The organism is Enterococcus sp. AZ119 (assembly GCF_050546175.1).
Classification (GTDB): Bacteria; Bacillota; Bacilli; order Lactobacillales; family Enterococcaceae; genus Enterococcus; species Enterococcus faecalis.
This window is the reverse complement of sequence record NZ_CP172951.1, coordinates 78,543-105,418: the sequence shown is the minus strand read 5'-3', so window position 1 is coordinate 105,418 and position 26,876 is coordinate 78,543. Positions and strand designations below refer to the sequence as shown.

19 protein-coding genes are annotated in these 26,876 nt (G+C 38.2%); 5 read left to right on the top strand and 14 right to left on the bottom strand.

The window, feature by feature from the left end; all coding sequences use genetic code 11:
• Window positions 1-63 precede the first annotated feature (63 nt).
• Both IGL37_RS00430 and IGL37_RS00425 read left to right on the top strand, forming a co-directional pair.
• A complete protein-coding gene (locus tag IGL37_RS00430) occupies window positions 64-543 on the top strand; it encodes an arginine repressor (protein WP_002356125.1) in 480 nt (159 codons plus the stop codon).
• A 130-nt stretch (window positions 544-673) separates the two neighbouring features.
• On the top strand, window positions 674-1,645 hold the full coding sequence (locus IGL37_RS00425) for an alpha/beta hydrolase (RefSeq protein WP_002390352.1): 972 nt from the start codon (window positions 674-676) through the stop codon (window positions 1,643-1,645).
• 15 nt (window positions 1,646-1,660) lie between these two features.
• Here the strand turns inward: IGL37_RS00425 and serS are convergent, their stop codons facing one another.
• The 4 genes from serS to IGL37_RS00405 are packed head-to-tail and all read right to left on the bottom strand — an operon-like array spanning window position 1,661 to window position 5,649.
• Window positions 1,661-2,932 (bottom strand): serine--tRNA ligase, encoded by a 1,272-nt coding sequence (gene serS / locus IGL37_RS00420; RefSeq protein WP_002356123.1) that lies wholly within the window; start codon window positions 2,930-2,932, stop codon window positions 1,661-1,663.
• Between the two features lie 26 nt (window positions 2,933-2,958).
• Window positions 2,959-3,852, bottom strand: coding sequence for an L-serine ammonia-lyase, iron-sulfur-dependent, subunit alpha (gene sdaAA / locus IGL37_RS00415; protein ID WP_002356122.1), 894 nt, complete (start codon window positions 3,850-3,852; stop codon window positions 2,959-2,961).
• A 14-nt stretch (window positions 3,853-3,866) separates the two neighbouring features.
• Window positions 3,867-4,562 carry an L-serine ammonia-lyase, iron-sulfur-dependent subunit beta gene (gene sdaAB / locus IGL37_RS00410; protein ID WP_002387470.1) on the bottom strand — a complete coding sequence of 232 codons (696 nt, stop codon included), beginning with the start codon at window positions 4,560-4,562 and terminating at the stop codon, window positions 3,867-3,869.
• Window positions 4,549-5,649, bottom strand: a complete 1,101-nt coding sequence (locus IGL37_RS00405) for a PTS sugar transporter subunit IIC (protein ID WP_002368593.1) — start codon at window positions 5,647-5,649, stop codon at window positions 4,549-4,551. The genes sdaAB and IGL37_RS00405 overlap by 14 nt, the downstream gene beginning before the upstream one ends.
• A 316-nt stretch (window positions 5,650-5,965) precedes the next feature.
• Between IGL37_RS00405 and IGL37_RS00400 the strand changes: the two genes are divergently transcribed.
• Entirely contained in the window at window positions 5,966-6,586 is a 621-nt protein-coding gene (locus tag IGL37_RS00400) for a helix-turn-helix transcriptional regulator (RefSeq protein ID WP_025187198.1), read from the top strand.
• A 58-nt stretch (window positions 6,587-6,644) separates the two neighbouring features.
• Here the strand turns inward: IGL37_RS00400 and IGL37_RS00395 are convergent, their stop codons facing one another.
• The 7 genes from IGL37_RS00395 to fss1 form a co-directional block, all read right to left on the bottom strand.
• Window positions 6,645-7,430: a lipoprotein gene (locus IGL37_RS00395; protein WP_002356118.1), complete on the bottom strand. Its 786-nt coding sequence runs from the start codon at window positions 7,428-7,430 to the stop codon at window positions 6,645-6,647.
• 155 nt (window positions 7,431-7,585) lie between these two features.
• Window positions 7,586-8,347, bottom strand: coding sequence for a formate/nitrite transporter family protein (locus IGL37_RS00390; protein WP_002389593.1), 762 nt, complete (start codon window positions 8,345-8,347; stop codon window positions 7,586-7,588).
• A gap of 176 nt (window positions 8,348-8,523) precedes the next feature.
• The gene (locus IGL37_RS00385; protein ID WP_281517335.1) at window positions 8,524-11,529 is read right to left on the bottom strand and encodes a glycosyl hydrolase family 28-related protein; all 3,006 of its coding nucleotides are present in this window, start codon (window positions 11,527-11,529) and stop codon (window positions 8,524-8,526) included.
• On the bottom strand, window positions 11,526-11,765 hold the full coding sequence (locus IGL37_RS00380) for a hypothetical protein (protein ID WP_002356115.1): 240 nt from the start codon (window positions 11,763-11,765) through the stop codon (window positions 11,526-11,528). Before IGL37_RS00380 ends, IGL37_RS00385 begins: the two co-directional genes overlap by 4 nt.
• A gap of 344 nt (window positions 11,766-12,109) precedes the next feature.
• Window positions 12,110-13,615: a helix-turn-helix domain-containing protein gene (locus IGL37_RS00375; RefSeq protein ID WP_002385450.1), complete on the bottom strand. Its 1,506-nt coding sequence runs from the start codon at window positions 13,613-13,615 to the stop codon at window positions 12,110-12,112.
• 81 nt (window positions 13,616-13,696) lie between these two features.
• Complete coding sequence (locus IGL37_RS00370) at window positions 13,697-14,611, bottom strand: diacylglycerol/lipid kinase family protein (protein ID WP_033918154.1); 915 nt, start codon at window positions 14,609-14,611, stop codon at window positions 13,697-13,699.
• 275 nt (window positions 14,612-14,886) lie between these two features.
• Complete coding sequence (gene fss1 / locus IGL37_RS00365; protein ID WP_010815759.1) at window positions 14,887-20,985, bottom strand: fibrinogen-binding MSCRAMM adhesin Fss1; 6,099 nt, start codon at window positions 20,983-20,985, stop codon at window positions 14,887-14,889.
• Between the two features lie 710 nt (window positions 20,986-21,695).
• Between fss1 and IGL37_RS00360 the strand changes: the two genes are divergently transcribed.
• Window positions 21,696-23,183: a helix-turn-helix domain-containing protein gene (locus IGL37_RS00360; RefSeq protein WP_002381348.1), complete on the top strand. Its 1,488-nt coding sequence runs from the start codon at window positions 21,696-21,698 to the stop codon at window positions 23,181-23,183.
• Window positions 23,177-24,661 (top strand): helix-turn-helix domain-containing protein, encoded by a 1,485-nt coding sequence (locus tag IGL37_RS00355; RefSeq protein WP_002359246.1) that lies wholly within the window; start codon window positions 23,177-23,179, stop codon window positions 24,659-24,661. The genes IGL37_RS00360 and IGL37_RS00355 overlap by 7 nt, the downstream gene beginning before the upstream one ends.
• A 155-nt stretch (window positions 24,662-24,816) precedes the next feature.
• Here IGL37_RS00355 and IGL37_RS00350 read toward each other — a convergent pair whose 3' ends face one another.
• From IGL37_RS00350 to IGL37_RS00340, 3 genes are all read right to left on the bottom strand, one after another.
• Window positions 24,817-24,996 (bottom strand): hypothetical protein, encoded by a 180-nt coding sequence (locus IGL37_RS00350; RefSeq protein ID WP_002381345.1) that lies wholly within the window; start codon window positions 24,994-24,996, stop codon window positions 24,817-24,819.
• A gap of 20 nt (window positions 24,997-25,016) precedes the next feature.
• The gene (locus tag IGL37_RS00345) at window positions 25,017-26,252 is read right to left on the bottom strand and encodes an MFS transporter (RefSeq protein WP_002356101.1); all 1,236 of its coding nucleotides are present in this window, start codon (window positions 26,250-26,252) and stop codon (window positions 25,017-25,019) included.
• A 366-nt stretch (window positions 26,253-26,618) separates the two neighbouring features.
• The gene (locus IGL37_RS00340) at window positions 26,619-26,861 is read right to left on the bottom strand and encodes a GlsB/YeaQ/YmgE family stress response membrane protein (protein ID WP_002356092.1); all 243 of its coding nucleotides are present in this window, start codon (window positions 26,859-26,861) and stop codon (window positions 26,619-26,621) included.
• Between the last annotated feature and the right edge of the window lie 15 nt (window positions 26,862-26,876).

Here is a 26,876-nt window from a genome sequence, read left to right as displayed (position 1 = left end):
GGCACCGTTTTAAATAACAGCAATGATGTTTTTTTGCATGATTAACTGAACTGGAGGAAAGTAATGAACCGATTAAAACGCCAAACGATGATTAAGCGATTGGTCACAGAAAATGAAATCCATACACAAAGTGAATTACTAGCATTATTGGAAAAAGAAAATATTCACACCACGCAAGCAACTATTTCTCGTGACATTCGTGAGCTGAATTTAAACAAAGTAGACAATGGTCAAGGAGAAGCCTATTATCGTATCTTGAATAATTCTGCCCTTCGTCCAAAATATAAAACAGATGAAGAACGTCTTGTTGACATTATTATTGAAACTGGTGTTTCTTTAACACAAATAGAGTTCACAAATCTTTTAACCGTCTTACCTGGCAACGGGCAAGCCATTGGGGTTTTAATTGATCGCATACGTATCCACAACCCTCATATCTTGGGCTGCATCGCTGGGGATGATACCATCTTAATTCTTTCAAAAAATAAAGAAGATGCCCTTGAAGTTAACAACTATTTCCAGCAGTATTTGTACCACCCATAATTCATCACTTAGTAAAATCGACTATTCTTTGACATCATTGCTATTTTTATTAAAGATAAATAAAAAAAGGCGTCTCAGTGAAAGCTGAGGCGTTTTCTCATGAGTTTTTCTTTTGAACACCGTCTTTTTTTTGTATAATAATCAAAAAGCAAAGAAAGGGTTTCTTATGACTGAACAATTCATACTCACTTCAAACGATCAACAAACTCAGCTCAATGTACGTCATTGGCCCTGTCCTTCACCCAAAGCCGTAGTTCAATTGATTCACGGCATGGCAGAGCATATCCAACGTTATGATGAATTTGCTCGTTTTTTAAATCAATTAGGGTTTGCCGTAATTGGTCATGATCATCTAGGTCATGGCGAATCTGTACAACCAAGCGCACCAATCTATGGTTTTTTTGGAGAACAAGGGCCTGAAAATGTCGTTACAGATATTCATCAAGTGAAACAATGGGCTGTGAATCGCTATCCACAATTGCCCTATTTTATGATGGGTCACAGCATGGGGTCTTTCGCCTTGCGCAACTATCTGCAAGACTATCCTGTGACTGTGCAAGGAGTCATTTTCATGGGCACTGGAACAAGTCCGTTACCTTTAACCGCAGCATTGCCTTTTATTAAAAAAATGGCCGAGAAACAGCCGAAAAAACCAGCTCCGTTCATTGATAAGCTGGCATTTGGTTCTTTTAGTAAAAAATTTCCTGAAGCAAGTTCCTTTAATTGGCTTTCTAAAAATCAAGCCAATGTCGCTGACTATGAAAATGACCCATTAATGGGCTTCGTATTTACCAATAATGGTTTTGCTACCCTTTTTTCGCTTGTTAAACGAGCCAATCAAAGGAATTGGTACCAAGCGATCCCAAAAGAATTGCCTATTTTAATCATTAGTGGCGCTGAAGACCCAGTTGGTGATTTCAGCAAGGGGCCAGCGAAAATTCAAAAGCAATTAAAGCATGCAGGTTTTCAGCACGTGACGTTACGACTATTTCCCACATTGCGTCATGAAATTTTATTAGAAACGGAAAAAGCTACAGTTTTTCAAGAAATTGGGCATTGGTTAACGGATTTAACGAATAAAAAAAGAAGGTTGATGTTGTGACATCAACCTTCTTTTTTAATCTATTTTCGTTAAACCGCCCATATAAGGACGTAGAACTTCTGGAATCGTTACGGTGCCATCTTCATTTTGATAATTTTCCAAAATGGCAGCCACTGTTCGACCAACAGCAAGTCCTGACCCATTAAGAGTGTGGGCATATTGAACATGACCCGTTTTATCACGATAACGAATCAACGCCCGACGTGCTTGGAAGTCTTCACAGTTTGAACAAGAACTAATTTCTCGATACGTTTTCTGTGCCGGAATCCAAACTTCTAAATCATAGGTTTTCGCTGCCGAGAAGCCCATGTCACCTGTCGAAAGAGTAATCACTCGATAAGGGAGGCCCAATTTTTCTAAAATGTCTCCAGCATTGTTGGTCATTTTTTCTAATTCTTCATAGGAGTGTTCTGCATCACTAAATTTAACCATTTCTACTTTATGGAACTGGTGTAAACGAATTAATCCTCGGGTATCACGACCTGCACTACCCGCTTCCGAGCGAAAAGAAGGACTTAAAGCAGTGAAATAAATCGGTAACTCTTGCGCATCTAAAATTTCATTATTATAGTAGTTAGTTAATGGGACTTCCGCTGTGGGGATCAGCGTCAAATCACTTTCTGCAACTTGGAAGACATCTTCTTTGAACTTAGGAAACTGACCAGTGCCAAACATTGCTTTGCTATTGACCAAATAAGGAGGAATCACCTCGGTATAACCATGTTCATTAACATGTTGATCTAACATAAAATTATAGACCGCTCGTTCTAAACGAGCCCCTAAGCCTTTGTAATAAAGAAAACGGCTACCAGATACTTTCGCGCCTCTTTCAAAATCTAAAATTCCTAAGGCTTCACCGATTTCCCAATGTGGTTTCGGTTCAAATGAAAAAGTTTTCGGCGTACTCCACCGCCGAACTTCTACGTTGGCGGCTTCGTCTGCGCCAACAGGTACGCTCTCATGAGGTAAGTTAGGCAAACGTTCTGCAATGGCTGTGCATTGTTCTTGCAAATGAACAACTTCTTGATCTAAAACTTTAATTTGCTCGCTAACTTCTTGCATATTTAGCAATTGTTGTGAAGCATCTTTTTGTGCACGCTTTAATTGTGCAATTTCTCCTGACACCTGATTACGGTGTTTTTTCAGTTCTTCAACTTTAACAAGTAACGCTCTCCGTTCTTCATCTAAAGCCAAAAAGCGCAATAAAACTTCCTCGTCCACACCACGTGTTTTTAACTTTTTCTGTACCACTTCTACATTTTGGCGAATTTTTTTCATATCCAGCATCTTATTTCCCTCTTCATGATTAAATTTTAAACAATGGTGAATTTTACTTTTTCAAAAATTTCATTCTTCATTCGTTGGCCAGTCGCTGTGCCAGCTAAGCCACCTAAACCCGTTTCTCTCAATTCTCGTGGTAATTGACGGCCGACTTTATTCATGGCTTCCACCACTTCATCTGCTGGTATTTTATTTACAATTCCAGCTAAAGCCATATCTGCAGCGATTAACGCATTGCCTGCACCTACTGTATTTCGTTTGACACAAGGAATTTCGACTAACCCAGCCACTGGGTCACAAACTAAACCTAATAAATTCCCTAAAGCCATAGCAAAAGCTTCAGAAGATTGGCGTGGTGTTCCGCCAGCCGCTTCAACAGCTGCAGCGGCGGCCATCGCTGAAGCACTGCCTACTTCGGCTTGACATCCACCAACAGCACCAGCAATCATCGCATTGTTGGCTGTGACCATTCCAAATAAAGAACTGGTAAATAAGAAACGAATTTGTTGATCACGCGTTAAATTCAAGGTATTTTTAATCGCTGTTAAAACCCCTGGTAAGGTGCCACTTGCACCAGCAGTTGGCGTTGCGCAAACAACGCCCATTGCTGCATTGACTTCATTAGTACCTAGTGCGGCTTGAACTGCAGACATCATTAAATCACCTGATAACGTTTTGCCAGCTGCGCGGTATTTTTTTAAACGCGCTGCATCACCGCCCGTTAACCCAGTAGGAGAAAAAACGCCTGCTCCTTCTTGCGAGCGTTTGACAGCAGCATCCATGACATCCAAATTTTGACCCATCTGTGTCCAAATTTCTTCATAGCTTTTTTGGCTACGTTCCATTTCTTGCTCAATCATTAAATCAGAGATTTTTTTTCCTGTTTTTTCAGCTTTATCGATAAATTCTTCAATCGAAAGGTACATATGTCAAACTCCTATCATAATAAGATTATTTTCGATGTGTCATCTAGTGAAAACAGTTGTTCTTTCACCGAGGAAATTGGTGCCGAATCTAAGTCAAAGATGAATAAAATTTGATTCCCTTCCACATAACGAGACACCGCATTCACTTGAATATTATTTTTTTGTAACGTATCTTTAAAAGCTTGCATCGCCTGCTCTTCTTGATTAATGACTAACAAAATAGGTAAAGGACCATGTAGTTGGACATTGAAACCGTCTAATTCAATGTATTTCACCTCGATAGTGCCGCCACCTACAGAAATTCCTGTTAAATGAATTTCGTGCGTTGCATCACTGAGTGTCACACATGCTGTATTAGCATGCTTCACTGGACTTTCTTCACTCATTTCTAAAAATTGAATCTCAATTCCTTGTTCTTCCGCAAGTTCAATGGATTGTGTTACGTTGGCATCATCTGCTGCTAGTCCAAGAATTCCGCCAATAATTGCAAAATCAGTTCCATGTCCTTTATGCGTGTCTGCAAAAGATTCATAGTATTTAATCACAATTTTTTCTGGCGTTCCGCCGAATAACTTTCTTGCCGCTAAGCCAATCGCTAAGGCCCCAGCTGTATGCGAACTAGAAGGACCAATCATAATAGGACCGATAATGTCAAAACAACTTTTGTAGTTCATTACTTTGTTCACTTTTTTAGGTTTATTGATGGCCATAGCTGTGTTCATACGTAACTCCTCCTTTGGTTTTTACTGCTTCTTTTTCACTGGTTACTTCCGTCGTTCCTTCAAATTCTGGTGTATTATCCACCGCTTCAATTCTGTAACGTTTAAAGACCAGCGCACCTAAAAATCCAAACATCAGACTGACCACTGTGATAATCGCTACTGCTAGTAAAGTCGTTTGAATGGCATTGTTACCTAATGTCACAAGTAAACCAGCCCACGGCGTTGCCATTCCTGTCACAGGTACTTTTAAGCCAAAGAAAGTCACTACAATACCACTAACCATTCCTGAAATTAAATTCGTTGCGTAAATAGGAATTGGATTGGAGCTGATGATATCGACTTGTGTTAATGGCTCAATTGCCACAGCTAACGGGGTTGAAGCTGTGCCTAGTTTTAACTTTTTAAATAGCGCCGCATTGACAATGGAACTGCCGTAACAAGTCAACGCACCGACAGCCATTGGTACACCAGTCAAACCAATCAAGGCAGTTAAAACCATTGAACTTAACGGTGTCATACCAACAATCGGGATAATAGCACCTAAAATTGCGCCCATCACATATGGATTGCCATCTACTGCACTTAAAATCGTGCCCCCAATAACTTCTAGGACACCTAATACAACGGGTTGAATAAAACCAGCAACTAACGAAGCAGCGACTGGAATGACTAAAATAACGACTAATAAGTCAATCCCTTCTGGAATACGTTTTTGCATCTGCTCAACAACAAAAGATAAAAGATATGCGGTAATAAAGGCTGGTAACAAGCTGACTTTAATCAATGACAGACCTAAAATAATTGAAAAAACTGGACTAATCCCGAAAGCGAGCGGCACAAGAGCTCCAGCTGCTAAACCACCTAGACTACCCATAGTTTCACCAATTTGCGACACATAATCTAAATGAAAAACGCCGCCTACTGCATATCGCAAAAACGCCTCTGGTAGAAAGGTGGCACAAGCTGCACCAGACAAAGCACTTAAAGATTTTTTCCCTCGCGGTGCTTTAAAAGAGAATAGGGACATGCCACATAAAACTAAGACTAACATCAAGATTCCTGATAACGTTTTCATTTCTTTGCCTCCAACTATATTTTTTTATAACGGATGGTACTCCTGAATAAAATTTTTATTGCTCAACAAGTGAAAGAATGAGCGAGCATTCCGATGAACTAAAGTACAATGAGTAACAAAAATTTCATTCCACATTCAGAGTATACGACTAAACAAAAGTTTAGTCAATGTATTTTTTTAACGTAAAGAATCTTATTGCTTTTCCATTAAAAAAGTATTACACTAAAATTAATTTCAGTGTAGGGGAGGATATCACTTGGAGTCATATTTACGTTTAAGTGAAGTAGATAAACAAATCTTACATTCACATGCCTTAATGCTTGATGGATTAGGGAACTTCTTTGGTAGTACCCATGAAGTCATTCTTCATAGTTTAGAAAATTTGGAAAGTTCAGCTATCAAAGTCATCAATGGCCATTTCAGTAACCGCAAGGAAGGTGCCCCCATTACTGATATGGCGTTAAAAATGTTAAGTCAAGTAGAGTCGGAACATGATTACGCTGTGAAACCCTACTACAATAAAAATCAAAAAGGGGTTATTTTAAAATCTTCCACTATTCCAGTTATCGGTGAAAATGATCGTATTATTGGATTAATCTGTATCAATATGCATTTAGAAATGCCATTAATTGATTACTTGCAAGACTTATTACCTTCAGGACAACAAAATGATATGTCCCAAGAGCTTAAAAATTCTGAACATTTTTCTGACAATATTGACGAATTAATCACTACTTCACTGACAAAAGTAAAACAAGCAGTAGAAAGCGATCCAAATGTATCACATTTGAATCAAAATAAAGAAATTGTTATTCGTTTATATGATCAAGGAATTTTTAATCTCAAAGATTCTGTCATAAAGATTGCCAATCGATTAGGTATTTCAAAAAATACCATCTATTTACATATCCGCAATCATAAAAAAGAAGAAGCTTAAAACATCAAAGCCACCAACGCTAACTAGCGTTGGTGGCTTTGATCACTTCTCTTCTATTTTAATTTGGTAAATCAAACAAGTAAGGTGTCCCTATTTCTCCATTTAACGTAACATCTAAGCGATTTTTTGTGCCGGGAACTAAATTACTGGCTGTGAAATTCCCTTGGGCATCCGCAGTAAAACTTGCTAAAATCACCCGCGCATCATCTGCACGTGACACTAAAATAGTTGCATTAGGTGCTGTTTTACCAGAAATTGTCCCTTGTTTCGGATCAATCGTAATATTGCTAAAAGAAAGCGCTGCTTCTTGTCCTGAACTTGGAATATCAATTTGGACAGGTGCACTATTCCGTTGATCAACGGTTGCGATTAATTGAGTAGTCGCTCCCGCTCTGGGACTAATTACTGTAAAATTGCCATTGGCATCCGCATAAAAAACACCTGCTTGTGCAGAAGCATCACCGACTACCGTTGCTGTAATGGTTGCATTAGGTAATGTAGTACCATTAATTTCATTTCTTTCAGGATTGAAAACAACATTGGTAATTGTAATGTTTGTATCAGGTGCTTGGTTTTGAGGGACTTCATTCGTTTCATCAGTTCCTGCAGAAGGCTGCGTGGCATTTTCTGACGGATTTTCCCCTGTCACATTAGAATTTTGACCCGTGACAGACGAATGACTACTTTTCATTTCTTGTTGACTAGAGGATTTCTGCGTGGCTTTCTTTGTTTCTTGCTTTGGCTTAGAATCATTTGTGCTTGCTGTTTTTTTGTTTCCACATCCTGCTAGACTTAAAGACAATACACTGAACGTTAACATACTGAACAAAGCAATTTTTTTCATTTTTCGTTACCTCCAGAAATCTTTTTGTAACATTAATGTAACATTGTTTTAAAAATCTAGCAATAATTTTTCAACCGTTTTCCTTTTTGTTTAAAAAGAAAAAACCTGCACAAAGGCATTTAGCCTTTGTGTAGGTTTTTATCTGCTAAATGGATTTAATGTTTGCGATAGCTTAAATAGTAAAAGCCAGAAACAAAAATGGCACCACCAATGATATTACCTAAATAAACAAAAATAAAATTACGGAAAAAGTCTCCCCACTGAACGCCGCCTTCAAAAATTGCGGCTGGAATGATGAATGCATTCGCCACACTATGCTGAAAGCCAATTGCAACAAAAATCATTACTGGAAACCAGATGCCTAATAGTTTCCCCGCTGCATCTTTCGCACCATAACAAAGCCATAAGGCCAGACCTACGAACCAGTTACAGCCAATACCTGAAATAATTGCTTGAAGCCAAGTTGCTGCAACTTTATGTTCTGCAAGAGAAAGAACCTGATTTAAATAGGCGCCGCTACTGGTTAAACCTAAATAATGACCAAAAAAATAGGCAACAAATAAGGCGCCAACCATATTTGCCAATGTAATTGTGACCCAGTTCACGAGTAATTCTCTGAAAGAGACCTTTTTAGCAAACCAAGCCGTACTCACTGCCATCATATTTCCTGTGATTAACTCACCACCAGCCATTAAAATAACAATTAGACCAATTGGGAAAACCGCAGCTCCCACTAAAGCTTGAACACTGGCTAAATCTGCTGGAATAGAGGCGGAAACACGCACATAAGCCAAATAGCCGAGGGAAATCATGGCACCGCCGATAAATCCTAAAATGAGTTTTGCTACCAAAGGCTTTTGAATTTTTTTCTGACCATTTTCAATACTAATACTTAAAATTTCATCTGGTGTATACAAACATTTCACTTCCTTTGTTTTTTGTCCTCCTTTACTTTACCCTTATATCACAGAATTTCAAGTACTTTTGTGTATTTTTTCACTAAAAACTGTAGTTCTTTTAATTTTATATGAAAACATCCTGAAACAAGTCCTATTTCTTGTTTCAGGATGTTTACTTATCCGTTTTTAAAGAGTTATCTTTTCACTTTAAAACAATAGGTTGCTATGGCTAACGATAAAAAGCTCAGGCCTAGGAAGCTCCCAACTGCTGAAGATTGTTCCCCTGTTTTGGGGAATTTTTTCTTGGCAATTTTAGTCGTATTATCCGCTTTTTTGACTGTTCCTGACGATTCTTTATTTGTCTGTATCTGTTTAGTTGCTTGGTTTTCTGCTACTGATTCCTTTGTTTGACTAGCCTTGGCAGAGGGCTTTGAATTACTTTGAGCGTCATTAGGATCTTGATTAGACTCTACCGCGTAAATGACAGAATTCTGGCCTTTGCTTTGACTGTTTTCGTTTAAAGTGCTTGGGGTGCTACTCTCACTTGTACTGTTGGTTGCGCTGGTCGTACTTGAAGCACTACTTTCGCTGGTACTACTGGTTTTACTGGTTGTACTTGGTGTGTTGCTTTCATTTGTATTGCTTGTTTCACTTGTCGTGCTTGGCGTGCTGCTTTCGCTGGTACTACTGCTTTCACTTGTCGTGCTTGAGGTACTACTTTCGCTGGTACTACTGCTCTCACTTGTCGTGCTTGGCGTGCTGCTTTCGCTGGTATTACTGGTTTCACTGGTTGTACTTGGCGTGCTGCTTTCGCTGGTACTACTGCTTTCACTGGTTGTGCTTGAGGTGCTGCTTTCGCTGGTACTACTGCTCTCACTTGTCGTGCTTGGCGTGCTGCTTTCGCTGGTATTACTGGTTTCACTGGTTGTGCTTGAGGTGCTGCTTTCACTTGTGTTACTAGTTGTCTCTGTTGATTTTTCAACTAACAGAAGTAACGCCGTTTTTATGGTTTGTGTTAATTGGTTAATACGCTTTTGTGCATCTGCAGGCGTTTTAAAGCCACCAAGTGTTGGCTCTAATAATTCTTCATCTGACCAAGCAAGCAGTTGTTGTAACTGCTTAGAACTTTCTTCGCCAGTTGTTGTATCTATTAAGGCTTCTTGCATGGCTTGCCAAGAGTCTGTGGTATATACAGATTCGTCTAATTTATGAACGCTTGCCAGTTCATTTTCTGCTTCTGCACGCTCTAGCGTGATATCGGCTTTTTTGACTAATACTTTCATTGCAGATTGCAAATTACTTGTTAACTGATCCACTTGTTCTTGAGTTTTGTTCCCACTCACCTGACCTTCTGCTAACAATTGTGTCGCCTGCTGATAATAGGAAGGAACAATCGTTTTAGGCCCAATGGCAGTGAATAGCTGCCAAGAGTAAACTGTATATTGGTTTGCTTCACCAATCAAAGCATAAACGGTTTGTAGCTGGGACAAATCAAGCTTTTTTGCAGGGGCCTCTACCGTCACCGGTACGTTCACTGTTACCAATGACCCTGTTTCATAAGTTAATTGAACAGTCACTTTTTGTTGGCCGATTTCATTTAAGACCTCTGGATTGACGATTTTAGCGGCTGGGACTGCTTCATCCGCGTCATTTGTATTAGCAACCAGTTGCTGCGGATCGATTGATTGTCCTTGCACAATCGTTGTAGCCACAGGGGTTGCTAAAGTATTTCTAACCGGAATTGGCGTATTTTTATATTGCTCATAAAGTGTTGGTGAAATTAACGATTCCCATGTTGCTGGCATTAAGCGATAGTCCGCCTCTGTCCAATTTTCTACCAATAATTGGCCGTTTTTAAGGCCATCATCTCGAGTATTGTCTTTCACAAAACTCGTTTCTGGTCGGAAACCACCGCCACTAGCGATTAACAATTCCCGACGTCGGTTTTGCGGAATATTATGGTAGTTAACAAACTGATTGTTGATAAATACGCCATTGAACACATTGTTATTTCCTGTATGTCGATTGTATTCCATTCCAATTGCATATTGATTGTTCCAATACTTCCAATCAAAAATGTTATTAGCCACTAACCAGTTAGAGAGTTCTGAGATAGCACCCTCTGCTTGCGTTTCTGCCAAACCAATCTCTGGTGTTCCATACATAATGAGGCCTGTATTTCGCAAATAATTATTCATAATCGTAATATTACGGCCTGATTTAAACTTAAATCCGCCAGCTGGACCATTTTGTAGTCCACGTAAGTGATTCCCCACCACCGTGATATTTTGGGCACCACGGAAATAAATCGCATGATCGCCACCTAAGCCGTTTAAGTTTTCATTGTCATAGGGTGAATAGAAAAAATTATGTTGGACAGTTACATCCTTCAACATATTAAAAGAATTAACCCCGGTGGATAGATAATTTTGTTCATTAGGTACTGAAATAGCACCTGCTTCAATGGCTGTTTGTAAACGTGTAATAGTTGCTGCTAAGTCTGAACGACTGGTGCTTTTAATCGCATCTAATTCCGTCACTTTTAACCCAAATAAATTGTCCACGATGTCTACATCTGACATATACTGGAAGCGACTTGGTGTTGAATAACCACCAATGTAAATCGCTCGGTTAAAATCAATCCCTGGCTGCATATGTGCTGTGTCTCGCATGAAAATATTACCTGAAATTTTAACGCCAATATCTGCATTTAAATTGACCACGAATCCTTTTAATGGATTATAAAAGATATTGTTTGCTAGCGTTAATTGATTCGTCAATTTTAAGGTCACATTGATGCCGTCAAAAGCAATATTTTGAAGTCGTACATTGGTTTTCGTCCCGTACGTTGTGTCTGTTAGCTGAATCGGTGCACCTGTAGCATTATGTAAAATAGTGGCTCCTGTTGTATCGCCAATTAATTGATAATTTGAAGAAATCGCAATATCTTTTGACAGAGCATAACTTCCCTGTGGTAAAAATAATGCCCGTCCTTCCTTTGCTGTCTGACTCAGTAATGTCTGTAACTTATCTGTTTGATCCTCTGTGCTATTAGGTACCATCGCTTGCGCACCAAAAATTGTTGCATCTGTTGCATCAACTGGTTCAGCCGCTTCAGTCACCATTGGTAGACCAACCACCGTCAATAAACCAAATAGAAGAATAAGTATTGTTTTCTTCATGTGTTTCCCTCTTTTCATTCCGTTACTTCCAACGGCTTATTTTGTAAAAGTTGATACAGCGTAATAACACGACTGTCTTCGTATGCATAAATTTTTTTGAATTTTGGATTCATATGTAAGATACTTGTTACCTTTAACAAGTTTTGATTTGTGACTTCTAATTCTAAGGCCTCAACCAATTCCTTTAATCGAACACCGGCACTATTTTCTTCACAACTTAAGATTTCTTCAATTTGTTCCATCCGTTTTTTCATTCTATCCCGCCTTCCTTCCCTTGCTCTTTCTATTATATAGAAAAATTCTTGTGAGAACCCTCAATATTTTTTAACCGCCTGTTAAAAAAAGTAGTAGTTCCTTTACTATCAATAGCTAATCATCTATTATTTACGATAAAAAAAGCAAAAAAAGTACCTTTTTGACATAATTTTCAGAAGAATTGACGCAGTATTTATTAAAAAACAACGAGAAAACGTCAATAAGTAGGTGTTGATTACCTACTTATTGACGTTTTCTTCTTGTCTTTTTTTACTTTTTAGAAAAATTTTTTTACAATTTATCGGACATATACCTCAAAAAAGCCCATTTTTTTGATTTTTTATTAAAGTGACGTGGTTCTTTTCTCGTTAATTTTTACTATTTTTTGGTTCAAACGATTATATTGTTCAAACGTTAACTCACTTGAAAGTAAAAAGATCTCTGGATGGCCCGTTTCTACATCTGTCAAAGAAGTCACTAATAGTAAATCAATATTTTGCCATTCTTCTTTGCTTGCTTCACTGTATCGTAAGACTTCCAATGCATAAAACCGACGAAAATTATTTTCAATCGAAAGTTTCACCCGTTCTTCTTCCAGTACTGGCAAGCCTGATTTTAACCCTAAAACAATTTTTTGTTCACGATGAATTAAATCATTAGAAAGCGCCAAAACACTAGAATAACGCAAAGCCAAAAATTCTTTATTTGTAAATAATTCATTGCCTGTTTGTTCGTAAAGTTGATTTAAGCCTTGGCTTAATTCTTCTAAAAGAACTGGATATTTTTCTTTGACTTTATTCCAAAAGACATTATACATTTTCACATTTTGGACATAGTAAAGTTCGGCAAATAAATGTGTAGCAAACAAATAATAAAAAATTTGCGGACGAATTTTCTCCAATTGCGGCGTCATGTGTATTTCTTCTAATAAGAAATGTTGGACTAAATGAGTCAACATGTAAACAGGCGCTTCAGTCTCATCAAAATGCGCTAAAATTGCTTGTGCAGTGGCTTCATCTTGATAAAATTGGTCATTGGCTAACAAGAAAAAGTACACAAAAGTTAAATCGTTTTTGTTAAGGAAAAGGGTTGTAGCTGTCATCTCTTCTATAAAGGCTTGGTAATGTTTATTACCTTCTAAATAAGTTTCTTGCTCGGCTGAAGGTCGATATTCGGCGCCTTGCGCACTCCGGACTTTTGAGATAGCGACCATATATTTAACTCGGCGTGTCACCGTTTCCGCAACTTCTACGTTGAAAAAAGCCATCATTTTTTGGACAGTTTGTGCGACTTCCGTTTCTTGTATATAGTCAAAAGGCCAAGTATCACGGATTAAGTCCATAAAAATAGTGTAAGCAAAATGGCGCAAATACGCTTCATTGCCTTCAATTTTCCAGGTGCTTTTATTAATCACTAACCCCAATGGCGCTAAAATTTCTGTAAACCCTTTGAGCAAGCGCCGAATCGTGGCATCACTGGTATGATATTTTGCTGTCGCTGGCACAATCCCATTAAATCGACCCCAGAATAAATCTTCCATTACTTGATAAGTTAAACTATCCCGAAAAATTGCTGTATAAAGTTTCTGGAATGCTTGACTGGACGCCAAGTTCAAGCGATAGCCATGCCCCTTTTCAAAAGCCAAAGAAGCATCATTATCCACAGCATAATACGTAATGTCATCTTTTAGAAGTTCTACGTATTTTTTGACTGATTTTTTGTTTAATTGTAATTCTTCTGCTAACTCATTGATGTCAATCCAACCTTCATTAATTGGCAAGTTTCTTAAAATAATAATTTTAGAAACGACATCTGTATCGAATATATCAACATATTCATCCCATTTCACTGTTCACTCAACTGCCTCTCTTCTGTTCTATTGTACACAAAATGAGAAATCTATTCCACGAAAAAATAACAGTTGTTTCTTTTATTCTTTCGTAGATGTGGACGTTTCAGGAACAAACACGTTGAGTCCCCCAGCTTCCACCGTTACTTTAATCGGTAAATTATCAGTAGGGTCGCCATCTGTTCGTGTTTGGACTTTCTTGTCTTTTTCGCCACTAATTTTAAATTGACTCCCAGAGAAATACACGACACCAGGAATTTCATCTAATTGTCCTCTGATAATTTTAGGTAAATAATAGACAAACTTGTAAAAAACTAACTTAGGTAAAATGATAATGTGGACTTCGCCGTCATCTGGCGTGGCATTGGCATCAAAATTGGTAAAGCCGCCAGCAGAATTCGTCATGGTCATCGTTAATAATTGGGCTTTGCCATGCCAACGTCTTTCATCGCCATCAATTTTTAGTTTGTATTTTTTCTTTTTCATTAATAAGCGGAAAAATTGCTTTGTAAAGGCTAAAGGACCATATTTTTGTTTCTCCTGTTGGGTCACATTTGCTGCTGTGTCCGCTAATAGTCCAATCGTTAAGGTCGAAATCATCACATCTTGATTTACCATCCCAAAATCAACTGGCGTGGTCTGTCCTGCCAAAATGGTCTCAAAGGCGTCTTCTTCTTTCAAAGGAATACTTAACACACGTGCAAAATTATTGACTGTTCCACCTGGAATAATCCCTATTTGATAGTCACGAATGGTGTCTTTAAAATTTTGAACGGCATGATGAATGGTCCCGTCACCACCAATGACGACCAAGACACCCACTTGATTTTCTTGGGCATTTTTCCGCATTTCTTCAGGATCAATGTCTGGATTGGAAGGTTGCAAAATAACCGCTTCCCCTCTCGCTTCTGCAGCTTTTTTAAAGCGTTCTGCAATCTCTTTACTTTCACTACTTCCTGAAGTTTCGTTGTATAAAACCATCATCTTTTTCATCATTCTATCCTCATATCTCTAACTAAATTTCTTGCACATGTAAAGTGTACAATATTTTAGCCAAAATACCTAAAGATAGCATCGAAAAACAAAGGCTGAGGCACAAGCGGTTATCTCCAAGAAACCAGTAAGTTCTGTTCAAAGGCTAAACTGAGATGAAGGGTTACCTGAGAATGTCAATAAGAAGGAGCTACTTTTGTTCAGTTGATTAGCTTAAGATGGAAAAAAATAGGCCATCCGTCGAAAGGACGGATGGCCTATTTTTTTATAGTTTTTGCTTATTTCTTGCTCTTTTTATAGAAGAGCCAACTTGCCAAACCGACCAACAGGAGGCCGATAAAGACAAAGAAGTAATTGACTTGTGTGTTGGTTTTCGGTAAACCAAGCCAACCTGTCTCTCTAGCTGCTTGTTTCGTTGTTGGCTGATTTGGTTTTGTTTTTTTGGATACAGGTTGTTTCTCGTTAACAAACGTGCCCGCATCCACGAGTTCAGGTTTGTCTTTCGCTGTTGCCGCAATAGTGAATGCGACAGCTTGCTTAGACAGTTGGTAACCATCCGGTGCTTTTGTTTCCACAAAGGTATATTTTCCTGGTTGTAAGTGGTTCACTTGAACTAACCCTTGGTTGTCAGAACGTAATGAACGAGCGACAGTTTGCCCTGTCTCTGCATCTGTCACTTTAAATTCAGCACCTGCTAAGGCATTCTTTTGCTGATCAATTTTCACCAGCTTGGCAGCACCTTGGTAATTAATAAAAGGTGCTTTAAGTACCACAGTGACTGGTTTGCCTTGGTTGTCTTTCGCAATCGTAAAGCTTGCGCTTGGCGTTTCATTAAGAAGATAGCCAGTTGGCGCTTGTGTCTCCACAAAACGATACGTTCCCGGTGCTAAGTTTTTCGCAATGACTTTGCCTTGCTTGTCAGACATCAGATTGGCTTGTCCAGCTACGGTTTGCCCTGTTTCATCAATGACCTTAAACACCGCACCTGCCAATGCTTCACCTGTTTCGTTTTCTTTGGTTAATTGAGCAGTTCCTTGATAATTGATAAGATCGCCTAAAGCAATTGGCTGCTCTTTTCCTAATTGGGCGGTTACATCAAATGGATGTGGCGTTGTGTCTAACAGATAGCCTGTTGGTGCTTTCGTTTCCACTAAAACGTAATGCCCTTCATTCAGCCCTTTAGCGTAAATTTCGCCAGTCTTGTCCGTTGTTATTTCAGAAACTTTCTCTCCTGCACGATTCAAGAATGTTATTGGTGAACCTTGTGGCTGATTCTGATTATCGGCGTTGTAAATTGCAAAAACTGCACCCGCTAAGGTTTGACCTTGCTCATTGACTTTACGTCCCGTTACTTCCGCTTGATAATTTACAAACTCTAACTCATCTAGTGGTTGTTTATCATTTGAATTCTTCTTCACTACAAAATAAATGGGTTGTTTATTGACGATATAGCCATCCGTTGCATCCATTTCATCTAATTCATAACTACCAGCGCCTAAATCCTCCATAGCCAATGAACCATCTTTTTCAGCAGTTACTTCTCTTTCAAAGATTTTTTCCCCGTTTTCGATTCGATACAATTTAAAAATCGTTCCTGGAAGTGGGTTCGCATTGGCATCAATTTTCTTAAAGACGGCGCGTCCTTTGAAATTGGCGAAGGCCCCTAATTGGAAGATCTCCGGATCGCCTTTGAAATCACCACGAATTTCTACTTTTACTAATTCAGGATAAATAATATAATCTGCGCCATCTGGTAATTTTGGTGCTTTGATTTCTTTGTAATAATAGGTACCTGGCGCCAAGTCTCTAAAGATAATTTTGCCATCTTTGCCACTCGTTGCTGTAATCCCTAATGATTGTTTATTGTGATCATATAGTTCAAAAACAGCACCTGCTAATGGTTGGTCTGCGCTATTCGTTTTCACGATTTGGAAAGCCCCTTTGTAATTCACAAAGTTGTCACTAGCAACAACGACCGCTGGTTTACCAGCATTTTTCTCAGCAATTTCAAATGGGACTGGCGTGGTATTTAACAAATAGCCTGTTGGCGCTTTGGTTTCTACAAAGCGATATTTACCTGGGGCTAAGTGCTCTGCAATAATTTTCCCTTGACTATTTGTCGTCAAGCCTGTTTGAATCGTTTGTCCCTTCGCATCAAGCACTTTAAATGTCGCACCACTTAATAAGTGTCCATTCACATCTTTTTTGATTAATTTAGCTGCGCCTTGATAGTTAACAAAGTTAGCCGTTGCTATAACTGTTGCTGGTTTGCCCCGATCGCTTGCTGCAATCGTGAAAGCACTTGGTTCAGTGTTTAAAAGGTACCCTGCTGGCGCTTTGGTTTCCACAAATTGATATTTGCCTGGGGCTAAATCCGTCACTGTGACTTTTCCGTTTGCATCCGAAACTAAGTGTTCTCGAACCGCTTGTCCTGTAGTATCAAGGACTGAAAATTCAGCACCTGCTAATGGATTGCCTGCTTGGTCTTTTTTAATTAGTTCAGCAGAACCTTGGTAATTAAGCATTTTAACATGAACATCATGAATTTGTCCGCTCGTGTTTTGTGTCACAATGAACCGTTTGGGTGTCGTGTCTAAAAGATAGCCTGTCGGTGCTTCGATTTCTGTGAACTGATAAAGCCCTGGTTTTAAACTATCCACCTCTAACTGGCCATTCGCGTTGGTTCGATCCGGCGCAAGGGGAACTTCTTCCCAATGAGTAAACGGCGTGGTTACGGCATGCTCTAATTTAAAGCGAGCATTGACTAACTTTTTACCCTTCTCATCCATTTTTTCTAAAAATACTTTATTGACATCGTTTTTAATAATGGTTGGTTGTGCTCCTTCGGCTGAAGTTTCTTCATCAATAGTAATGACTCGGCCTTTAGCTAATTCGTCCGAAACTGTATAGCCTTCTGGTGCTTTTGTCTCCACCAAAATGTATTGCCCTTGCGGCAACCCACCAAATGTGATAACCCCAGTGGCGTCTACTGTACCTTCACGTAGGACTTGTGTTTTAGCTTGGTCCCAAATTTGGAAATGGGCGCCTGCTAAAATAGTCGTCCCATCCATGGCTGTTTTCTTCAGCTGAATTTTGCCTTTAGTCCCTGTGGCATGCCCGCCACTGTGATCAATGTCAACGACCACATCGCCATTGTCATCCCCATGAACGACTTCTGAACCATTTCCAGTAATTGACACTTGGTTGGATACCGTGTCTGTACTCCCCGCCGCTGAAGAAGTCACTAAACTACGATATTCCATATAATAAGGTGCTTCAATATGGGCCATTTTAACGACAATTTTTTGTTGTCCTGTTTCATTATCGGTGGTAACTTCCAGTGTGTAATCTTTTCCTTCTTCTAAAATAACAGATTTATCTGGCGTAATCGTTCCGTCTTCTTTTACGTTGGTACCGTAAATCACCAATGACTCGGGATCTAACACTTGGTTTGGTGAGGGTGTATCAGTAATAACCACATCGTCTAAAACCGATTGGGCGCCATTGATCATTACATGCCAGTACACATGATCTGAATCATCTTTGTGGTATTCGCCACCTTTTTTCACTGATTCGCCACCATGTTGAATGGAAACTTTTCCTGTCACATCACGTGAAGAACCTTGGTTTGTATAAGATGCGGTATTGTCATAGCTAGCCGAACCTTCGATAACTTTTTCATCAACAGACGTCTTAAATTCAATCACATACGTACGACTATCATTAGGAAAATCAACACGCCAAGTATTTTGGTTTTTCTCGCTTGGTTCTTCCGTTTTGATATCCGTCAACGGTTGCGTTGGTTTCACTTTTTCAACCGAACCATCTGGCTTTGTATTGCCTTCATAGACTTTCAAGCTCCCAGCCAAATAGGTTTGATTGGCTAAAATTGGATCCGTCAAAAAGGCGTCGACTAAACGATTATTACTTAAATTAACCGCAATCGTCCAAGTGATTTCTTTGGTGACGGCATTGTAAACACCGCTTTTTTGCGCATTTAAATCAAAAGCAGGTAAAGGTTTAAACGGTTTACTATCTTTTGAATGATGATTGTTTCCTGCTTCATCCATCCAATCAATGGCAGCGGTATTTCGGTAATGGTCCAATGCAGGATTGTTAGCATCTAACTCGGTAACATCGAAAAAGGTATTATAGGTTACGTAAAAGGCATCACTTGTTTTGGCATACGCCCCCATGAAACTTAACTTAAAGCCTGTTTCACCATCTGCATTACGAGTTATTTCTACCATGAAATCCTTGCCTAACGTCAACTGAGCACCAGTGGTTGTATCTTTGACAACCAACGAATTGGGTACCATAGTTAAGCCAGGAACTGGTTCGTACGTATCCGTAATCACGGCATTTTCCATCAAATAATTATTTTGATTCACAGCTAACGTCCAACCAATCGTTGAATTTTGATAATCAACTGCGCCAGTGTTTTTAATAATATTTTGTTGACTGGCTGTGCCATCACCTTCTGAATGCTGACCAGTGCCAACATCCACACGATTATTCACGGCAACATCGCCTTCGACAATTCCATCAACTTTGGTTTTATAATCAATCTTGACTGCGCCATTCACATCATGTAAAAAGTCAATTGCAAAGGAACCGTCTCCGTTGATTACCACTTTGTAATCTTTTCCTTCCACAAGTTCTGCTCCAACGACTTCATTTCCTTTGTCATCAAATGTCACTGAATATAAATGTAAAGAATCTGGTTCAAACGTTAAATTATCGCCCATTGTGTCTGTAATGACTGCTTGGTCTTTTGGAATGGTTTGTTCACCATAGTTGTAGTTAATTTCCCAAGTGAATTCTTGATTGGCTTCGTCGTAATCTATATTGCGCTTGTCTAACATTTTGCCATATGTGGCGGTAACAGTTGCTTCAGCATCTAACCCATTTGGATTATTATCACTTGTTAACGTCGCGTGATTTTTAAAAGGCACATCGCCGCCGCCATCTGGAATAACCGACTCGTCAATCGTCGTTTGGTACTCAAGACGATACGCTTTATTGGTGTCACCTTTAATCGTCACATTGCCATTTTTATCAACGGTATATTCATCTGAACTAAGTTCGCGACCCACTTCTTTAATTGTTCCATCAAGATTCATCACTAACTCATAGACTTTCACTGACTTAAAGGTATTCCCTGTTGGCCATGTTTCCGTCACAGTTGGATTTGTTTGATCTTTCATCGCTTGATTGATATCTATCGTCCAAGTAATCGCACTAGGATTGGGCGTTCGATCAAAATGGCCTTGTTTATCAATTTGTTGTTCGGTATCTGGGACAATTGGAATCACTACAGGCGGCAAATCTTCTTGTGTAGGAATATCAATCACCCAATCTCCTGGGCCCCGCCCATCTGAATCATTCAAATGAGTATCTAAAGAAAAGTCCCCGTGAATGTCACTTTCAGACGTGATTCGCTCATTAAAGGTAAAACGAACCGTACCATCTTCACTAATTGTGTAGGTTCCATAGACATTGCCTTCTGCATCAACTAAATCACCTGAACCTGGTTTATTAGGTTTCAAATTGCCAGGTAATTGAAACTCGAAGTAATCGCCTGCTTTCATTTGTTCTCGCACATCTTCTGGAATCGACCAGTTAAAGTTCCAATGAATGGTCACATCTTCTTTATACGGCGGTGTTGCTGGTGTGCCATCAGGATTTAAATAAATCGGATCTTCAAAATTATCGATAATCGTTGTTTCATCACCTGTAAAATAATCACTGATATCTGTTGGTCCTGCTACGCGCGGTTTGACAGTCGTCGATTCAGTTGTTTTACTTTCTACCGCCTTCGTCGTGCTGGCGACAGTTTCTTCGGACGAACGAGGAACAGAGGAGTTTGTAGATGCTTCTTCTGTTGAACCTTCATTCGCTGATGCGGCTGGCGAACTCGTGATTGCCGTTGATTCTGTCGGATCAGTACCAGTATTTAACGTCAACGCTCGTTGCTGTTGTCCATAAGAAAACGTCACATCTTCTGTAGCTGTAGGGTTCAACGTTAAGACTAACGTATCTGCTAACGCTTGCTGATTCAATTCAATTTGAATCTGTTTCTTCTGGTCATCCACTTGAATCTTGCGCGTATTATTGGGCGCTGCCCAATGTGCAGCTTTGATTGACACATTGGCACTATAATGCACTACAACCTCTTGTGTTACTGGTTGTGCTTTTCCTTGAAGCGCTAAGGTCATTTCTTGTTGGCTGGTTTGCTTCACTTCTCCTAACGTTAACTGGCCATCGCTGTTAACATCTTCCGCCAAAGCCATGAGTGGTGTGCCATAATTTAGAACAAGTAACAAACACATCAACCCGTAGAGCCAACGGTTTACCATTGGACCATTCTTTCTCATTTCTTTCATCCTTCCTCTACTAACGACACATAGAAGAGAACGTTCACTTCGTACCAATTTTTTATTTTAAACCAAATAAGTGAGTGCTCTTCTGTTGTCTTTCTTCCTTGCTAAAACAGACAGCCAACACACCTTTTCTTTTTATCTCCTCAAAACGCACTCTTACTTCGAATGCGGATTCATTTTCTGCTTTTTCCTATAGACTCTTCTATAAGAATAAGAAGAGTATAACGAGATTTTTCAGCAAAAATTATCAACAACTTCTCCTCCAAATAGAAAAAGTTGATGAAATCCCAGAAACCCTTTTCATCTTTATGAAAACACGTCCTTATCCTTTCTTATTTTTACTATTCCTTCTTCCACTATACCGTTTTTTTTAATTTTTTTCATAAGAACTAACCAGACAAAAAAGCCTATTTGTATAAGCTATTTAAGCTAAAAAATCAATAGACTCAAATTATCATTTTTGTTATTTAAATGTTTTATATAAACTGGTTGTTTTTCTTAATAATTTTTTGCTCTACCATTTTTTGTCCATGTTTTCTTCCGTTTGACACATTCAGTTCTTCTTGATTTTTAAGAATAGATACAGTAGCATAAGAACAACTAGTTCTTTCACTGGCAATTGTCAAATGTCGTTTAGAAAAGAATGCCCTATCTGTATTATCTGAAAAATCAAACAATCATAACCAATTAGAAAGGTGGTTATTATGTATAACTTATTAACCAAACAGGAAATTCAGTTACTTTCCCTAATTGAATACTTGTATGACAGTAAAGAAAAAGTCCCCATGCAAGTACTCCGACGAAAATATGAATTTTCCCATTACAATATCAACAATTTATTGAATCAATTAACTTTGTTAATTTCTCGAGTCAATACACATGAAAATGTACATATTCGCATCATTAATAATCAACAGTCCATAGAATTAGTTGCCGATGAAAATATCCCGATTGAGTTAATGAAAGAAGCTGTTGTCCGCGGGTCACTAACCTATATGTTAGCCCTGGATTTACTTTTAAAACGCTACACATCAGCCAAAGATTTTTGTGAAGAGCACTTTATTAACTTTTCTATTTTTAAACAAGTCAGTGACCGTTTAAATAATCATCTAGCTAGATTTAATTGTTATTTAAACTTAAAAAGACGAGAAAAAATTTGTGGGAACGAGAAAGATTTTCGCAGTTTCTTTTATTCCTTATTCTTCATTTCAGGAACTTCTCTAGTACCATTTCTATCTAAGACTAATCAAGCACAATTGCAGAACTTCATTGAAATCATCAAAAACCGTTACCCTTACTTTACATATACTGATTTACGCAAATTAAAATTAATTATGTCCATAGGTTTACTCCGTTATCAATCCGGTTTTACAATCACCAATTATCCAGAAGTTGCTGCTATTAATTTGGCCTTTCCTTATTCAGAATTCCAACTATTAGTGAATGATTGTTTTATTGATGAACAAAAAGAACCTGACACTTGGCAAGCTGAGATTCATTTTTATTATGATTTCTTCAGCACATTAACGATGTACTCTCTGGTCCAAATGGAAACCATCAACTTTGCCAACTTAGCGATCATGGGAATGGATAACAGTCCACACGCTACTTGGATTTTTGAAAAATGTACGCAATTACAGTTGGATTTAAGCGCAATAGAAGTGGTCTTTTTGTTGGTTAATTTATCCAATGCCAGTGAACGACTGATTCATTTCCCTGTGGAAGAGGAATTGAGCTATGAGGTTGCTAATGTCTCTTTGTATGAAAAACAATACCCAAATGTTTCACGAACAACCAACTATTTCTTAAAGCGTTTGCCTTTTGACAAACAACATCCACTAGATGCGTTATTTAAAGAAACCATTTTTTTAATTATTCGGAGCGTTTTATTAAATAAACAAATTCCTGTTAAAATTTTACTTCATTCATCTATTAATCAGATACAAGAAAATTGGTTAGCGAAGGAAATCAATAATTATTGCGATGTTCCTTTGAAATTTGTTAATCATATTCAAGAAGTGCCTGACTTAGTCATTACTGACAAAAATAATCCGCTTTTTCACGCCAGTAAAACTTTTTATTGGCATCCCGTTCCTTATTTAGATGAATACTATAACCTAAAACAAGTAGTTCGCAAAATTTATTTTGCCAAATTGCGTGGGGAAAACAGTTTGGAGGGAATCGGATGTTAACAGGGTTACTTGATGTACCTTATCGTAAAAGTTTTGCTCTTTTAGAAGAGTTACTCGAACGTCGTGAAGCAGAAGAACAAACATTGGCGATTTCTACTTTAGCGACTCAATTAAAAATGCAACAAAATACTATTCTACAATCTGTGGCTTTGCTCCAAACAGAAATTGAAAAAAACGGCTGGGAGAACTTATTTTCTTTATCAGCAAACGCCAAAGAAATCACATTTTGGTTTGCACCCTATTTCCAACTGTCGTTTTTGATGCCCTACTTTGTCAAAAAAAGTTTCGCGTATCAAGTACTGACCTATGCCTTTAACCATAATGCAATTGATAGCAAACATTTTGAAAAAGTCCTAGAAATTTCTTCATCAACCTTTACGCGAAAAATTGGACAATTAAACCAATGGCTCCAAAAATATCAGATTGAAATCAATTTAAAACGTACCAATGTGTTGGTGGGCAAAGAAAAAGATATCCGGATTTTCTTTATGATGCTTTTTTGGAACAATTACTCTGAAGGGGATTGGCCGTTGCACACGATTACTAAAAAAGAAGTCCATAGTCTCTTTCGACGTTTAAAACACTCTGTTTCTTTCAATACAACACAAGATTTTACAAAAGACTTAATTTTTTCTGCGGTGATTTTAGCGCGTTGGAAAGAGGGCTTTTTTATCAAAGAAACTTTCGTGGAGGAAGAAGCGATTGTTAATCCCTTTGTTAATCTGAGTGAATTTGAATTGTTTTTTAAAGAAGAAGCCTTACACCAAGTTCCAACAAAATTTATACAAAAAGAAGGCCTTTTTGCCTTTTTCTTATTGACGATTAGTGTCAGCTACGCCACACAAGATGTCTTGGAAATTCCAGCAGCACGGATGCATATGGTCCAGCTATTAGGCTCACCCATTAAAGAGATCATTTATCAACTAACGTCTTTTTATCAAATTAAATTGACATTTCACGAGTATCTTTATCTATATACTTCTATCCAAAATTTAAGTGTCTTTTTTAAGACCTTTGTCACGATTGCCAATCCATTTGTGCAAGAAAGCTTTTTAAAAGAAGCACTTCAAAAAAATCCAAGTCTCTACAAAGATGTGAAGCGCCTTACAATTGAAATGCTTCCGACATTGATTGGCAATGAAAAATTGTTAGTTGACTGCTTGTTTATTCTTTTTTGTACACTGAAAACGAAATCTTTACCACCGATTCGTGTCTTAGTAAGGACCAATCAAAGTAACTTAATTTTAGATACCCTTTATGAAAAGCTAAGTAAAGCCGTGGATAAAAAATTAATTTTTGTCGCTTCACCAGAAAAGCCTTTCGATGTAATTATTACAGATATCTTTTCAGAAGTTAGTGTCAAATCAACGGTTCCCACTTATTATGTTGATTTTTCTGCTAGCATTGGTGAACTAGCGCAAAGCTTAGAAAATTTAAATACACAAATTGTCACCAAACAAAGTCCACGCCACTTTTAAAAGTTTTCACGTGAAACATTTTAAGTGATAGAAATTACAAAAAACGCCAAAAGGTAGCAGAAAAACTGCTACCTTTTGGCGTTTTTTACGAAAACTTTCAATGTTCCACTCTAGTGATACCGAAACGTAGAACATTCATTTACTAACTACTCACTTTACATGACGTTGTTATTTTCTGTCACCAATTCTAGCTCTTGCAAGTAATGATCCAAAGTCGCGTGATGTTGATCGACATCGGCTAACTCTGTTTCAATTTTAGCTAAACGCGTGTTCATGCGTTGAATTTCCGTTAGTGTTTGTTGTAAAACGTTTAAAATCCGTTCATCGTTAGGCATTGAAATCACTCCTTGTCCATTTATAGTTCTGAGCCGTGTTCAATCTCTTCAATCGTTTCAAGAGACAAATCTTTGGCATCATTTTTAGCTTTGTGGAAGACCATATATAAAATAGTACAAACGATTGGGATACAGCCTGCTAAGAAGTACATTTGTTGGAATGACATAAAGTTACGTAATTCACCTAAAACGTACGGACCAACCCCTAATCCAAGGTCTAAACCGATGAAATAAGTCGATAAAGCAATCCCGATACGGTGAGGACTTGGGCTTTCTTGAAGACAAACCGCTTGGCCATTTGACATGAAAGTACCATAACCTAAGCCAATTAACCCACCTGAAACTAATAACATCCAACCAGACGTAGTCATACTTAATAAGAATAAGCCTAGTGTTAAGAAAATGTAGCTCGGATACATGACGTAGCGTTCACCTTTGACATCGAAAATCCGACCTGTCGATGGACGTGTTAAGGTAATCACGACCGCATAGACGATAAAGAAGAAGGTGCTGACGTCAACTAAATCGATTACTTTGACATAAGAAGATAAGAAAGATAAAACACTTGAATAAGCAAGACCCATTAAAAAGGCGATAAATGTAATAAATAAAACTTTCTTTTCAACAAAACTATCAAAATTCCATTTAGATAAAGCTTCACGATGTTCAGGTGTTAACTCAATATTTTTCACTGGGAAAATGAAGCAAGCAATGGTTGTTAACAAAATTAAAATAATTGAAAAGTTAATAATGACATGGAAGTTGGAAACATTTAACAATAACATCCCAATAAATGGCCCAATGCCGGCTGCTAAACTAGTACTCAAACCATAATAATTGATCCCTTCCCCTTTTTTGTTTTTAGGGATATAGGCGGTAACAATTGCGTTGGTCGCTGTCGAAACGGTTCCGTAACCAAATCCATTTAAAAAACGGACCAGATAAAGAATGCCCATACTTGGCATATACATATACGCAACAGTCGTTAAAAGATAAAACAAAGCCCCATAACGTAAGACTTGTTTGCGCCCAATCAGTTCAAGGAGTTTCCCCATGAAAAGTCGTGCAAGCAATGTCCCGATGATGTAAATTCCTGAGGCCAAACCCGCTTGACCTAAAGTAGCGTGTAAGCTATCTTGCGCAATCACCGCAATAATAACCATTAATAAATAATAAACAAGATAGACAATGAAATTAATCACTGTAATACTGATAAAGCCTTTATTCAAAAGCTTTGTTGGTGTTTGTTCTGTCATAATTCTTTGAATTCCTCTCTCTTTTGTTCTGTTTATTTTGTGTTGCTATTTTTCAATAAAAGACCGCTATCCCCTCACTTTGATGACTTATCAAAAAATTTTCTGAAATTCATTTGCAGTTATTACTATACGAGATATCCGTTACAAAAAAATGTAAATTTGTGAATGATAAACGTTATCTACAAATAACTTCAACAAATGTTGTTGATTTTTGTTGAAAAGCCAAAATGACTAATGATTTTAATTAAAATAAGCTCTTGGCTAATTGCTCAAAATTTACTTTTCATACGAAACTTCCTCATACATAGAAAAAGAAAAATAGGGCATAAGCCGAAACGACTTATGCCCTATTTTTTTAAACTTTCTCTATTTTCGTCCTAAAATCCATGAAACGATGGCAACTAAAATCACTGCCCCGATAATCGATGGCACAATAGCCATCCCAGCTAAGCTTGGTCCCCATGTGCCTAAAATGGCTTGACCAATTGTTGAACCAACTAACCCTGCAATGATATTGGCAATAATGCCCATCGATGATCCTTTTTTAGTAATTGCTCCAGCGATTGCCCCAATGACACCACCGACAATTAATGCCCAAATAAAGCCCATGATTGTTTCCTCCTT

Coding starts and splice junctions, on each gene's coding strand:
- IGL37_RS00430 (WP_002356125.1), top strand. CDS start 64: ATGAACCGATTAAAACGCCAAACGATGATTAAGCGATTGGTCACAGAA.
- serS (WP_002356123.1), bottom strand. CDS start 2,932: ATGCTGGATATGAAAAAAATTCGCCAAAATGTAGAAGTGGTACAGAAA.
- sdaAA (WP_002356122.1), bottom strand. CDS start 3,852: ATGTACCTTTCGATTGAAGAATTTATCGATAAAGCTGAAAAAACAGGA.
- sdaAB (WP_002387470.1), bottom strand. CDS start 4,562: ATGGCCATCAATAAACCTAAAAAAGTGAACAAAGTAATGAACTACAAA.
- IGL37_RS00405 (WP_002368593.1), bottom strand. CDS start 5,649: ATGAAAACGTTATCAGGAATCTTGATGTTAGTCTTAGTTTTATGTGGC.
- IGL37_RS00400 (WP_025187198.1), top strand. CDS start 5,966: ATGCTTGATGGATTAGGGAACTTCTTTGGTAGTACCCATGAAGTCATT.
- IGL37_RS00395 (WP_002356118.1), bottom strand. CDS start 7,430: ATGAAAAAAATTGCTTTGTTCAGTATGTTAACGTTCAGTGTATTGTCT.
- IGL37_RS00385 (WP_281517335.1), bottom strand. CDS start 11,529: ATGAAAAGAGGGAAACACATGAAGAAAACAATACTTATTCTTCTATTT.
- IGL37_RS00380 (WP_002356115.1), bottom strand. CDS start 11,765: ATGAAAAAACGGATGGAACAAATTGAAGAAATCTTAAGTTGTGAAGAA.
- IGL37_RS00370 (WP_033918154.1), bottom strand. CDS start 14,611: ATGATGAAAAAGATGATGGTTTTATACAACGAAACTTCAGGAAGTAGT.
- fss1 (WP_010815759.1), bottom strand. CDS start 20,985: ATGAGAAAGAATGGTCCAATGGTAAACCGTTGGCTCTACGGGTTGATG.
- IGL37_RS00360 (WP_002381348.1), top strand. CDS start 21,696: ATGTATAACTTATTAACCAAACAGGAAATTCAGTTACTTTCCCTAATT.
- IGL37_RS00355 (WP_002359246.1), top strand. CDS start 23,177: ATGTTAACAGGGTTACTTGATGTACCTTATCGTAAAAGTTTTGCTCTT.
- IGL37_RS00350 (WP_002381345.1), bottom strand. CDS start 24,996: ATGCCTAACGATGAACGGATTTTAAACGTTTTACAACAAACACTAACG.
- IGL37_RS00345 (WP_002356101.1), bottom strand. CDS start 26,252: ATGACAGAACAAACACCAACAAAGCTTTTGAATAAAGGCTTTATCAGT.
- IGL37_RS00340 (WP_002356092.1), bottom strand. CDS start 26,861: ATGGGCTTTATTTGGGCATTAATTGTCGGTGGTGTCATTGGGGCAATC.